The organism is Empedobacter sp. UBA6745, from assembly GCF_002453775.1.
GTDB classification, from domain to species: Bacteria; Bacteroidota; Bacteroidia; order Flavobacteriales; family Weeksellaceae; genus Empedobacter; species Empedobacter falsenii_C.
Genome location: NZ_DKHL01000049.1, coordinates 1 through 11,442, shown reverse-complemented (window position 1 = coordinate 11,442; position 11,442 = coordinate 1). Strand labels below are relative to the sequence as shown.

Genomic DNA, 11,442 nt, shown 5'->3' with positions numbered 1-11,442 from the left:
TACTGGAGGTTTAGTTCAACAAGGGTTTTGCAAAATGGCGGGGTAACGGCTAAGTTGAAAGTTTGTACATTTTAATCCGCAAAAGCCAATTTTATTGGCTTTTTTCATAAATTAGCAAATAGAAATTGGCTTTTGCTACGTTCCGTCTAAATCGAAACTTCTCGCTTCGATTTTCCGCCACTTCGCAAAGCCCCGAACCGTTAGCGGAAAGTGACAATAACCACCAACTACTAAAAAGTGAATAAGTAAATTACTATATTTGCGATAGTTTCAAATATACTATAAATGAAAGTTACAATAAAAAAATTAGGCAAAATTGAAAGTTGTGAATTACAACTTAATGATTTAACTATACTAGTTGGAGATAACAATTCAGGTAAAACGTATGTAACTTATAGTACTTATGGCGCTCTAAAGTATTGGCGTGACTTTATTAATTACACTAGTTTTAAAGAACTCTCTCAAGAAATTATTTTAAATGGTCAAATTAATCTTGATAAAAATCAAATTGTTGAATTATCAGAGATTGCACTAAAAAAAGAAAGTGACAAATTCAAACGTCGCATCAAAGAATTATTTAACGATAAAGAGAAAATTTTCGATGAAGCTAGTTTAAAAATTAAAGTTGAACAACCTCTTACTTTTAAAGATAAAGAAAATAAAATCAGAGTTGGTGACAATACAATATTTGAAGGAAGTATCAAAGACAACACTTTATCTATTATTTATAAAACTCTAAATAAAAACGATTTAGATAAAAATTTAGTCAGAGAAATAATTGGAGACTTATTTTGTTTTATGGTTTTTGATGATGTTATTCCAGATCCAACAATCATTACTGCAGAACGTTTAGGTATTTCTCTATTCTATAAAGAACTAGATGAAAGAAGAAATTCAATGATTGAAAGCCTCCAAAATCTAGAAAATAAAGATGATAATATTCATCCTTTTGAATTGATTATGAATATGAGTGCATATTACGCAACACCTATTCGTGACCACATTGCATTTACGAGAAATATTGATAATATAAAAAAGAATTCTTCTAATGTTGATATTTCGTATCCTTTAGAAATTATTAAAGAAATCTTAGGAGCTGAATTTAAAAAAGAAAATAAACAAGATATTAGATTTTATACCAGAAATAAACGAAATAATAAATTTGATATACCATTGTATTTAGCATCTTCATCTGCAAGATGCATTGTTGATATTTTCTTTTATTTAAAGCATATTGCCAAGGTTGGTGATTTACTAATAATAGATGAGCCAGAAAGTCATTTCACTTTAAAAAATCAAAGATTAATGGCTAAACTAATTGCATCAATTGTAAATCTTGGTATTAAAGTATTTATTACAACTCACAGTGATTTTTTAATTAAAGAATTAAACAATCTTATACTTTTAAAAAATGATTTTGAAGAAAAGGCAGATTGGTTAGTAAAAAATAAAAAAAGATATACTGAAAAAGATAATTTAGATTTTAATTCAATATCAGTATATCAAGGAATAAATGGATCATTGAACTCATTAAAAATTTCAAATACTGGAATAGAAATTCCATTTTTTGATGAGGAAATCAATAATCTTTTCACAATTTCATCTGATTTAGACTATTTTATATCATAATGGAAAGTATTTTTTGTGATTTACAGGTTATCAAGTCATACGATGAGATAAGAAAGGAAGTCAAATTGGTCGAAGAAACAACAGGTCAATCAATTATTGTTGGAGGATTACCTGAAGATAGTCTTATTTTAAAATTAGATGTTGACCAAGCTGGCTACAAAAAAAAATCATCGTACTTGAGAAGTGGTGTCGAATTTATTCATAAAGGTTGTGATTATTGTGTTATAATTCCATCAATTAATAAAATTGTATTATTTGAACTTAAATCTAATCAACCTAAAGGATATGCAGATCAATTTGTTGCCTCTGAAATTTTTTTGAATTATTGTAATGCGCTATGGAAAAAATATAATAATTGTATACAAGAATTTGATTTTGTACGTGTTTTACTTTCTCCAAAATTTAATGGACAACTAACAAGTACAAAAGATGTTATTAAATTTACTAAACCAGATAGGACTAAAGAAGAAATTCTTATTTTATCACCTGGTTTCCCTCCTAGAATTAGAATTGAAAAATTTCTTAACTAATAAAATATCACCTTCCGCTAACATCGGTAACTGTTGCACAACTCCAATTTACAGTAAAAAACAGAATATATGACCTCGTTTAAGCCTTTTTAAGCGAGGTTTATTTTTAGAAAAATATATTAATGTAAAATTAGGCTTGCTTAAAAACTCTCTTTTTAAGGAGTGAAGGAGTGATTTTGTAGAAGCGTAGTTCTTCCCTTGTTTTAAATAAATAACTTGGGCTAAAACACTTGATTTTTTGACTGTAAAGCGTAGATATTTCTTCAAGTTGTAAGATAAACTTGACATTAGTACATGTTTATTGGCTTTAGACATTCCTCTGCTATTGATTCGTTTTAGGTTAAAGAAGTTAATCAACGTTCCTAAAACTGGTTCTACTGTAGAACTTCGACGTTTAACTAACCTGCGGTGATACGCTTTATTTTGGGTGAGTTTTTCATGCATTTTATCGTACAAAGGCTTGTGAATGCTATCTTCCAACTTTTTAAACTTGGTTACTTTTCCACAACAACTTTCTCGTAAAGGACATTGTCCACAATCTTTTTGCGAACTTCTATAGCTTTTCTTTTCGTAGCCTTTGCTGTCTGTTAAAGTTCGTTTGAAAGGCAGAAAAGCTTTATTTCCTCCTTTTTGAATACATTCGTTGTGGATACGTCACATCCTCGTAGACTAAATTAGTAAAAAACTAATATAGCTTTATGATGATTAAAAAGACAAAAGAAATAGCAGCTTATTTAACTTATAGTAAAAAACTACAAGTTCTAAAATATGCCAAAGAATATGGAAATAACTCTATAGCATATAAATTTTTTGGCGTGAAAAAGAGTACATTTTATAAATGGAAAAAGGCGTATGATGAACATGGATAAGAAGGTTTACTTAGAAAAAAACCAACTCCTCGTACATTTCCCAATCAAATCAAGCAAGAAATTGTAAATAAAGTATTAGAACTTCGAAAAGAACATAAATTAGGGACTTGGCGAATTAAATGGTATTTAGAACGTTATCATGATATTTTAATATCAGAATCAAGTGTTTATCGTATTCTAAAGCGTAATAATGTTGCTAGATTAGACAGAAAGGCAACTAGAAGAGCTATGCATAGTATTCGATATGAAAAAGAAACACCAGGTCATCATGTGCAGGTTGATGTTAAATTTCTGATTTTTCATGATGCAAATGGTCAAAAAATCAAGCGATTTCAATATACAGCAATTGATGATGCTACACGAATTAGAGCGCTTAAAATCTATGAAAAGCACAATCAATTAAGATCAATTGATTTCATAAATTATGTTGTAGATAAATTTCCTTTCAGAATTAATACAATTCAAACAGATAACGGACATGAATATCAATCAAAATTTCATTGGCATGTTCAAGATTTAGGAATGAGACACCGATTTATAAAAGTAGGAACGCCTCAGTTAAATGGGAAAGTTGAACGATCTCATTTAACTGATAAAAAAGAGTTTTATCAACTTTTAAGCTATACTGATGATGTCGATCTAAATCAAAACTTAGAACAATGGGAGAATTTTTATAATTTCAATAGACCACATGGATCATTTAAAGGAAAAACTCCTTATGAAATACTAAAATCAAAACTAAAATAATTATATTTAATGTCTATGAAGTGATGAAGTACGACACTCATAGTATTGAGATTTGAGATGTTAGTTATTAGACTTTTGTTATTGTATGTTCTTTTTTATTCATTGGTTTATTGTTTTATGAATAATGTATTCATGAATCCTTTGGATTTGGCTTGATACAAAAACATTTGAGATGTTTGCTATTATTATGTTCATTTTATTAATTACTTTTTTCTTGATAAAAAAGTAATCAAAAAATGAAGGCTTCAATTCTCGCCGGTCAATCATCATTTCGTTTCACTAAAATGTTTAAATCACTCCCGATGGTCGGTAAACATTTTTGCGCTTCTCTCAATGGATTGACACTCGTCTGTAAATTGTTATGCCATTTTGATTTAGATGCCGATACTCTATTTTTTTTGAGTTTGTTAGCGAATGATTTGTTCTTTGTTTTCATTTTGTCTTGTAATCAGAAAACACTTGAGATATTAGACTTTGTTTTTATATGTTATTTTTTATTCATGGCTTTATTATTTTAAGAATATTGTATTCATGAATCTTATGGATTTGTCTTGACACAAAAACGAATCAAAAAAGTCAAGGCTGTAAAACGATTAACCTAAAAATGAATATTGATTCGGGAATAAATTAAATCGCTCCTTTCAGTCGGTAATTTATTCTTATCCTTCTCAATATTCATTTTCTTAACGGTATCGTTTTAGAAGCCGAATTTATTTTTCTTCCAATGTTTTATTCTCTTTCTGTACTTGATCGTATGCTAATTCTTTGACTGCAAGACGTACGAACCATTTTTAGAGATTCTCATAAAACCGTGTTTCTTTAATGCTTTACCCAATTGGTTTACTGTTCCGCTATTGATATTAATGTTACTGAAAAAAGCTAACCTTGTGGCTATTTGAGTTGCATTTAGAAAAACTGTTGCTGTTTCCTTATCTGCTTTTTCGAACCACGTTAATAACAATTTTTCTTTTGGGGATTTGATTTGGTATTACTCGTTGTTTTGGTTAATGTTTTTAATTTCTTCGTTGTTAAACCAATACCTGAATCCTTCATCAATTAGATACAATGCTTGTTTGTAACAGTTATCGAGGTTTACGTTGTGTAAAGCAACTTGTGTAAATTCTTTGAATTGTACAGTTTCTTTTATCAAATAGGCCATAGTACATTAAGTTTTAGTCATTAAACATTTTTTAAGGTAATTTAATGTAAATTAAAACCTTACAATGGAAAAACGTGTCGCTTTATGGATGATTTACTTTCTTATTCGATGTATTGCTCTATTCTTTATAATATATCCTTTTCAGCCACAAACTTGCTTTTACTAAAAGTATTAACACCGGAACTTCGACCAACGGACCAATAACTCCTACAAAAGCTTGTGGAGAGTGAATACCGAATATTGCAATGGAAACTGCAATAGCTAATTCGAAATTATTACCTGTCGCTGTAAATGAAATAGATGCATTTTTATCATAAGGAACCTTCATTGCTTTATTAATAAAGAAACTGATAAGGAACATTAGAACAAAATAGATTATTAGCGGTATAGCAATTTTAATTACATCCATTGGTAATTCAATAATTTTATCTCCTTTTAAACTGAACATTATGACGATTGTAAACAATAATGCATAAAGTGTTATGGGAGATATTTTGGGTACGAATACACGATTGTACCATTCTATACCATTCTTCTTAATTAGCGCGTATCTCGTGATAAAACCTATTAAAAATGGAATACCTAAATAGATCATTACACTTTGTGTTACTTCGATCATTGAAACCGAAACATTAAAATTAGCTAAACCTAATTTTGCAGGTAATACATTAATGAATAACCAAACCAAGAAGCTATAACTCAAAACTTGGAAAATACTATTTAATGCGACTAACATTGCTGTATATTCTCTATTAGCCTTCGCTAAATCACTCCAAACTATCACCATTGCAATACATCGAGCTAAACCAATTAGTATTAATCCAGACATATAATCCGGTTCGTCGTGAAGAAATAGAACTGCCAAACCAAACATTAAAACTGTACCAATTATCCAGTTTAAGATTAAGGATATTCCGATTACTTTTTTGTTTTTAAATACTTGTGGTAATAGAGAATAATCTACTTTGGCTAAAGGTGGAAACATCATTATTATCAACCCTAAAGCTAAAGGAATATTGGTTGTGCCAATGCTCATACGCTCTATTAAAACAGACATATTGGGAAAGATATAGCCAATTGTAACACCTAAAACCATTGCGATAAAAATCCATAAGGTTAGGTATCTATCAAGGAATTTTAGTTTTGGTTGCATCGTTTATTTAGTGATTTGTGAAAATATGTACATCATTTCAGTTGCGATTTGAAAACTGCGTTGTTGGTAAACTTCGGTTTGTTCGGTTGTATCATCCGAAATTTTAGGATCTTCGTAAGTAATGGGAATTCGCTTTTCAGCACCGGATATAAAAGGACAACCTTCATCTGCTTGGGAGCAAGTTAGAATCGCTGCGAAATTTGAAATGGGATTGAATGCATCATTATATTTCTTAGAAAAACCGATAATTGGTGAACTATTCTCATCATATTTTATCGCATAAATAGGATTATTACTATCTGTAATTTTAAAGATTTGAAAACCTTGATTGCTTAGCGTTTCAATTACTTTTGGAAACAAAGCTGTTTCTGCTGTACCACCAGAATAACAATTGATATTGGGGATATTATAATAAGCAGCAGCGAATTGTGCCCATACTTGTGCTAGATGACTTCTGCGTGAATTGTGTGTACAAATAAAATTAAGGTTTACCGGTTTTTTACTATTTACCTTTCCTTGAATGTAATCTATTAAAGGTTGTAAAATGTTTTTGCGATCATTACTGATATTTTCAAAATGAAATTGCTCTACAGTTTTTAATATTGTTGAGTACATATTTTTAATTAATTTTTAAGTGTTTAGATAAAAAATCTTGAATTTCTAAAATTGTTTGTTTTGCGGTTCTGTTTACCCCAATTAAAGATGCAGATGCATAACCTGTCCAATTACCATAGCCTACAAACCATAAACCTTCAATATCTAAAGACTTAGTTTCATTGGTTTTTGCAATACCTTTTTCATCTAGTTGTATTAGTGATTTTAGGAATGTAGTATCGTAACCGAAGCCTGTACACCAAATAATTGCATCAAAATCTTCTTGTTCGCCGTTATCCCAAATTACTCCTTTGTCGTAAAACTCACGGAATGTACCACTAGAAATTAACACTCCTCTTTCACGAGCTTCTTTTACAGGTGGAACCATAACAATACTGGCTAAATTGTAATTTGATGCATCAAATGTTTTTCCTTCTAATTCTGCTTTATATCTTGCGTTGGCAATTTTAAACAGATAATAGCCGTCCACTTCATCGGGTAGAAATTCAGGTGTTTTTTTTGTTGACCATTTTACTGTCGTATTTTTTGATACTTCAGCAACAATTTGAGCACCAGAATTACCTTCTCCAACAACCAATGTTTTTAAACCATTAAAATCTTCGGGGTTTTTATATTTACTTGAATGTATTTGAACACCTTTGTAATTTTCTATTCCCTTTAAATTCGGAATGAAAGGATTTCCCCACGTTCCTGTAGCAGAAATAACTGTTTTGGTTTTAAAAAAACTTTCTTGCGTGTGAACTTGAAAAAAATCTCCATTTTTTTTAATTTCAACAACTTCACTATTTCTTTTCACATTAAGTTGATAATATTGCTCGTATTGTCCTAAATAATGTATAACCTCTTGTTTTGTAGGGAATTTATTTTCAGAATTTGGCATTATCAATCCAGGTAACGAGCTATAATCTGCTGGAGAAAATAGGGTTAAACTATCCCAAGTATGGAGCCAAGCCCCGCCTGAAGTATTTTGCTTATCCAAAATAATATACTTCAGTTTTGCACGTCTTAGATAATATCCACAAGCTAATGCACTTTGCCCGCCTCCAATAACTATAACATCAAATATTTCATCCATTGAATTGTTTTTATCTGATTTATGCATTCACAAATTAATACTTTTACGTTTCTATAAATTCTTATCTATATTAATACCGTTTACTGTTTGATAATCCTTGTTTATCGACTTCTACAACTCCTAAAAAATTATCATTGGTAATTGTTATAATATTTATGGTTACAATATTTAGCAACACCCCGAATTTGGTGTACAAGAAGATGATTGGATTTCTGACAATTTCACTTTTGGTTTTTCTACAGGAATACCGCAAGCATCTTCCGCTAAACAAGCTGTTTTTTTATTCTTTAAAATGAAATGTTTTCCATTAAATTCAAGATCGTATTTACCAATTGTAGTCGACTGATATTCTACTTCAATTTCGGCATCTTCCATACCTAATTTATTTTCGGATAAGCGAATAATGTTTAGTAATTTTCCTGGTTTTAAACGATGTTCGTAATCGTCTGCATTCCATAATTGGAAGTTCACCACTTTTTCATTTCTAATCACTCCACCACAATCAATAAATTTCTTTGTGATTTCTCCCACTTCTGTAACGTGGAAATGCTCTGGCACGAAAGTACCATCCTCTAATTGAAATTCAACATTTTGTAATGTTGGTAAGATTTCTTTGATTTCTGAAAGTTTCATCTTCTTAATATTATTATTTATTAATCGTAATATTACGATGTTTTATTTTAAAAAAATGCCTTAACAGCATTTCTCTATTTTTACATTTTGATTGAAAAAGTTAGAAAACTCATTTTGAATTGAAGCCCAAACCTTTTCATCAATACAATAACAAACTGATTTCCCTTCGATGGAACCTTGGATAATTCCTATACTTTTCAATTCTTTTAAATGTTGAGAAATTGTGGCTTGTGCTAATCCTAACTCATCTACTAAATCTGTACAGATACAGGCATTTTGCTTGATAATATGCTGAATAATAGCCACACGAGCAGGATGTCCTAATGCTTTGAATAAAGTAGCTAGTTTATTTTGTTCGTCTGTAAATATTTCTGATTTAGTTGTTCCCATTATTGATTTATTATCATTGCAATATTACGATATAATTATTGAATACTAAAAAATTTAATGTTATTTATTTAATGTATTGCTCAACGGCTTTATCCAATTCTTTGTTTACGATTTTGGCATAAAAAAAATTCTGTTAAGTTTTACAACCCAACAGAATTCTATCTTATTTATATCTTAAAAATTGATTATTTAATCGTAATGAAAACGGCACTTTGCTATTAATATCTGACCATCTTCGTACTTGTAAATTAAACGATGTTCTTCATCTATTCTACGTGACCAAAACCCTGAATATTTATGTTTTAATGGCTCTGGTTTCCCTATACCAGTAAAAGGAGTACGTGAAATATCTTTCAATAAATCATTGATACGTTTTACTTTTTTCTTATCGGTTTTTTGCCAAAATAAATAATCTTCCCAAGATTCATCTACGAAAATATATTTCATCTATTCCTCGATTAATTCTCTTTCAAAAGATTGGTTACTTTTTAATTTTTCAATGGCAGCATCTAATCTTGATTCATTGATACGAGAAGATAATTCGTGATTTGTAGCCATTAAAGAATTGTACTCTTCTAATGACATTACCACAATACCTGAATCTTTCCCTCTGTTGATGATTAAGGTTTCAAAATTCTTCGAAACTCTATCTAAGTAAGATTTAATATCTTTTCTGAAATCTGAAACACTTGCTATTATCATAATCTTGTATTTTATTATGTACAAATATATGTACAATATTTTGATTTTCAAAATCTATCTTCTTACATCATTTTAAAATAAACATTTACTATTCAATGAATTGCTCTACTGCTTTGTCTAATTCTTCGTTTACGATTTTAGCATAAATTTGAGTTGTTCCAATATCAGAGTGATCTAAAAGTTTTGATACATACTCAATACGCATACCGTTAGCTAAGGCTTGGGTTGCAAATGTATGTCGGCTTAAATGAAAAGATAATGAGAATGGAAATTCTAATTCTTTGCCCATTCTACGCAATTTCTGACCACATAAAACATTTTTGCTACCGATTACTTTTAGTTGGTATTCGTTGGATTGTTCGAAGAAATTAGCTTCTGAAATGATTGGAAAAATAAAATCATCTGGTTCGGAAGTTTCTTTTTTGTATTTGTTTAAAATCTCTAAAGCAGATTGACCTACCTTGAATTGATGTGAACGTTTAGTTTTACGGATGTTTAATCTGATACGTTGTTCGTTTTCATCATAGTTTTTCCATTGTAAGGTAACGACATCACTAAAACGCAATCCTCCGGCATAACAAGAAAAAATAAACATATCTCTGAAATAGGTATCTGTTTGACCAAATGAACTCTTGTGATTTTTTAGCTGCTCGATTTGTTCTTTGTTTAAAAACAATCTTGTACTCTTGGCTTTTTTGATTCGTACACTTGCAAATGGGTAAGTATTTAAACTGATGATTTCTTCACGAATGGCATCTTTAAACATTATGGCTAAAATTGAACATTTGTATTAAAACTAACATTAGTAATTTATGAACAAATTGAAATAACTGTAAGAAAGCTTCTTTACCAAAAAGGACGCAAGTTTAACCAATTGTGGAATGCCAAGGTAGTTTTTCGTTTAAATCATGACCTAAAAATAAACGAATATCCAAACAGTTATTGCAATAGCGAATCATTGCTCTGTTGTTATTAATATTATTTAGATAACTGTCCATTCAAATCTTGAAAGAGACAATTAGATTATGAAATAAAACAAATTTCTACAATTAAAAACATGATAGCTTTGAAATTTCATATAGAAAACTTGCTGAAAAGGCGAGAGTCAATTTAGCGTAATGAGCGTAAAAATGGCTTACTGTTCGCGCAATCTTCCTCTCGTAAACCCAAAATAGTAACTCAAAAAGCGTGCTTTTCTCGTCAAAAACCTCGTATCTCACTTCTCACATCTAAAATTCTCAAAAAATATTTCCCATCGTACCAGCAACTTAAGAGTCGAATGTAAATTAATTGTAAAATGAGTTTGGAAGTTCGGAAAAATGGGTTGTATATTTGCAATCACAATACGAAAGACGAGTAGTATTGAAATTGACATAAGGACTTGTATAGCGACAAAATTATTTAAAAATAAATTTGCGAGTTTAGAAATAAGTATTACCTTTGCAAACCGATTCCGAAAGGAGTTTGAGAGTGAAAGTAAGAATTGATTTATTGAAATAAAAACTTTAAAATTTATCAAAATAAAATTTGTTAGTTAAAAAATAAGTATTACCTTTGCAACCGCAAATACCGAGAGGGTTTGCTAAGATGAGAAGTTCATTTGAAATTATAAAATATACAGAAGAAAAAATAGCCGAATAAAACGAAGTCAATCCTTGAATAATGGAGCTATAGGAAATTCGAAGTTGTAAAAACATAGGTAGCAATACCAAAAGAAAAATTACAATGGAGAGTTTGATCCTGGCTCAGGATGAACGCTAGCGGGAGGCTTAACACATGCAAGCCGAGGGGTATAGTTCTTTCGGGAACTAGAGACCGGCGCACGGGTGCGTAACGCGTATGCAACTTGCCCTACTGAAAAGGATAGCCCTTCGAAAGGAGGATTAATACTTTATAACAGATTTAATGGCATCATTAGATTTTGAAAGATTTATCGCAGT

General features: G+C 30.1%; 13 protein-coding genes, 1 rRNA gene and 2 pseudogenes. 5 read left to right on the top strand and 11 right to left on the bottom strand.

The genetic code is table 11. The features are described from left to right. The first annotated feature begins 285 nt into the window (after positions 1–285). Positions 286–1,629, top strand: a complete 1,344-nt coding sequence (locus B4H69_RS14205; RefSeq protein ID WP_114999199.1) for an AAA family ATPase — start codon at positions 286–288, stop codon at positions 1,627–1,629. Next, entirely contained in the window at positions 1,629–2,159 is a 531-nt protein-coding gene (locus B4H69_RS14200; RefSeq protein ID WP_114999200.1) for a hypothetical protein, read from the top strand. Before B4H69_RS14205 ends, B4H69_RS14200 begins: the two co-directional genes overlap by 1 nt. A gap of 48 nt (positions 2,160–2,207) precedes the next feature. On the opposite strand, the pseudogene B4H69_RS14195 reads toward B4H69_RS14200, so the two are convergent. Further along, a pseudogene (locus B4H69_RS14195) lies at positions 2,208–2,801 on the bottom strand (transposase); the annotation flags it as partial. 56 nt (positions 2,802–2,857) lie between these two features. Between B4H69_RS14195 and B4H69_RS14190 the strand changes: the two are divergent. After that, positions 2,858–3,028 (top strand): helix-turn-helix domain-containing protein, encoded by a 171-nt coding sequence (locus tag B4H69_RS14190; protein ID WP_260392412.1) that lies wholly within the window; start codon positions 2,858–2,860, stop codon positions 3,026–3,028. Positions 3,029–3,151: 123 nt separating this feature from the next. Next, a pseudogene (locus B4H69_RS14185) lies at positions 3,152–3,775 on the top strand (integrase core domain-containing protein); the annotation flags it as partial. Between the two features lie 988 nt (positions 3,776–4,763). Here the strand turns inward: B4H69_RS14185 and B4H69_RS14180 are convergent. The 10 genes from B4H69_RS14180 to B4H69_RS14135 all read right to left on the bottom strand — a co-directional run bounded on the left by B4H69_RS14180 (position 4,764) and on the right by B4H69_RS14135 (position 10,500). Next, positions 4,764–4,934, bottom strand: a complete 171-nt coding sequence (locus B4H69_RS14180; RefSeq protein ID WP_291094574.1) for a hypothetical protein — start codon at positions 4,932–4,934, stop codon at positions 4,764–4,766. Positions 4,935–5,052: 118 nt separating this feature from the next. Further along, the gene (arsB, locus tag B4H69_RS14175) at positions 5,053–6,087 is read right to left on the bottom strand and encodes an ACR3 family arsenite efflux transporter (protein ID WP_114999202.1); all 1,035 of its coding nucleotides are present in this window, start codon (positions 6,085–6,087) and stop codon (positions 5,053–5,055) included. Between the two features lie 3 nt (positions 6,088–6,090). Beyond that, on the bottom strand, positions 6,091–6,702 hold the full coding sequence (locus tag B4H69_RS14170; RefSeq protein ID WP_114999204.1) for a low molecular weight phosphatase family protein: 612 nt from the start codon (positions 6,700–6,702) through the stop codon (positions 6,091–6,093). Positions 6,703–6,706: 4 nt separating this feature from the next. Beyond that, entirely contained in the window at positions 6,707–7,777 is a 1,071-nt protein-coding gene (locus B4H69_RS14165) for an ArsO family NAD(P)H-dependent flavin-containing monooxygenase (protein WP_115001976.1), read from the bottom strand. Positions 7,778–7,945: 168 nt separating this feature from the next. Next, a complete protein-coding gene (locus B4H69_RS14160) occupies positions 7,946–8,410 on the bottom strand; it encodes a DUF6428 family protein (RefSeq protein ID WP_114999206.1) in 465 nt (154 codons plus the stop codon). Between the two features lie 60 nt (positions 8,411–8,470). Continuing rightward, positions 8,471–8,800: an ArsR/SmtB family transcription factor gene (locus B4H69_RS14155; RefSeq protein WP_291094570.1), complete on the bottom strand. Its 330-nt coding sequence runs from the start codon at positions 8,798–8,800 to the stop codon at positions 8,471–8,473. Positions 8,801–8,989: 189 nt separating this feature from the next. After that, positions 8,990–9,247 (bottom strand): Txe/YoeB family addiction module toxin, encoded by a 258-nt coding sequence (locus B4H69_RS14150; RefSeq protein ID WP_114999210.1) that lies wholly within the window; start codon positions 9,245–9,247, stop codon positions 8,990–8,992. After that, the gene (locus B4H69_RS14145) at positions 9,248–9,502 is read right to left on the bottom strand and encodes a type II toxin-antitoxin system Phd/YefM family antitoxin (protein ID WP_068599366.1); all 255 of its coding nucleotides are present in this window, start codon (positions 9,500–9,502) and stop codon (positions 9,248–9,250) included. Between the two features lie 88 nt (positions 9,503–9,590). Next, a complete protein-coding gene (locus tag B4H69_RS14140; protein ID WP_125350815.1) occupies positions 9,591–10,268 on the bottom strand; it encodes a tyrosine-type recombinase/integrase in 678 nt (225 codons plus the stop codon). Positions 10,269–10,368: 100 nt separating this feature from the next. Next, positions 10,369–10,500 (bottom strand): transposase, encoded by a 132-nt coding sequence (locus B4H69_RS14135; RefSeq protein WP_114999214.1) that lies wholly within the window; start codon positions 10,498–10,500, stop codon positions 10,369–10,371. 724 nt (positions 10,501–11,224) lie between these two features. On the opposite strand from B4H69_RS14135, the gene B4H69_RS14130 reads away from it, so the two are divergent. Further along, positions 11,225–11,442: ribosomal RNA gene (locus B4H69_RS14130) — 16S ribosomal RNA — on the top strand; the annotation flags it as partial.

What these genes read in the sequence shown, in the direction of transcription:
- B4H69_RS14140 (WP_125350815.1), bottom strand. Translation starts at nt 10,268, where the DNA reads ATGTTTAAAGATGCCATTCGTGAAGAAATCATCAGTTTAAATACTTAC.
- B4H69_RS14190 (WP_260392412.1), top strand. Translation starts at nt 2,858, where the DNA reads ATGATGATTAAAAAGACAAAAGAAATAGCAGCTTATTTAACTTATAGT.
- B4H69_RS14145 (WP_068599366.1), bottom strand. Translation starts at nt 9,502, where the DNA reads ATGATAATAGCAAGTGTTTCAGATTTCAGAAAAGATATTAAATCTTAC.
- B4H69_RS14155 (WP_291094570.1), bottom strand. Translation starts at nt 8,800, where the DNA reads ATGGGAACAACTAAATCAGAAATATTTACAGACGAACAAAATAAACTA.
- B4H69_RS14150 (WP_114999210.1), bottom strand. Translation starts at nt 9,247, where the DNA reads ATGAAATATATTTTCGTAGATGAATCTTGGGAAGATTATTTATTTTGG.
- B4H69_RS14200 (WP_114999200.1), top strand. Translation starts at nt 1,629, where the DNA reads ATGGAAAGTATTTTTTGTGATTTACAGGTTATCAAGTCATACGATGAG.
- B4H69_RS14160 (WP_114999206.1), bottom strand. Translation starts at nt 8,410, where the DNA reads ATGAAACTTTCAGAAATCAAAGAAATCTTACCAACATTACAAAATGTT.
- arsB (WP_114999202.1), bottom strand. Translation starts at nt 6,087, where the DNA reads ATGCAACCAAAACTAAAATTCCTTGATAGATACCTAACCTTATGGATT.
- B4H69_RS14165 (WP_115001976.1), bottom strand. Translation starts at nt 7,777, where the DNA reads ATGGATGAAATATTTGATGTTATAGTTATTGGAGGCGGGCAAAGTGCA.
- B4H69_RS14180 (WP_291094574.1), bottom strand. Translation starts at nt 4,934, where the DNA reads ATGGCCTATTTGATAAAAGAAACTGTACAATTCAAAGAATTTACACAA.
- B4H69_RS14205 (WP_114999199.1), top strand. Translation starts at nt 286, where the DNA reads ATGAAAGTTACAATAAAAAAATTAGGCAAAATTGAAAGTTGTGAATTA.
- B4H69_RS14170 (WP_114999204.1), bottom strand. Translation starts at nt 6,702, where the DNA reads ATGTACTCAACAATATTAAAAACTGTAGAGCAATTTCATTTTGAAAAT.
- B4H69_RS14135 (WP_114999214.1), bottom strand. Translation starts at nt 10,500, where the DNA reads ATGGACAGTTATCTAAATAATATTAATAACAACAGAGCAATGATTCGC.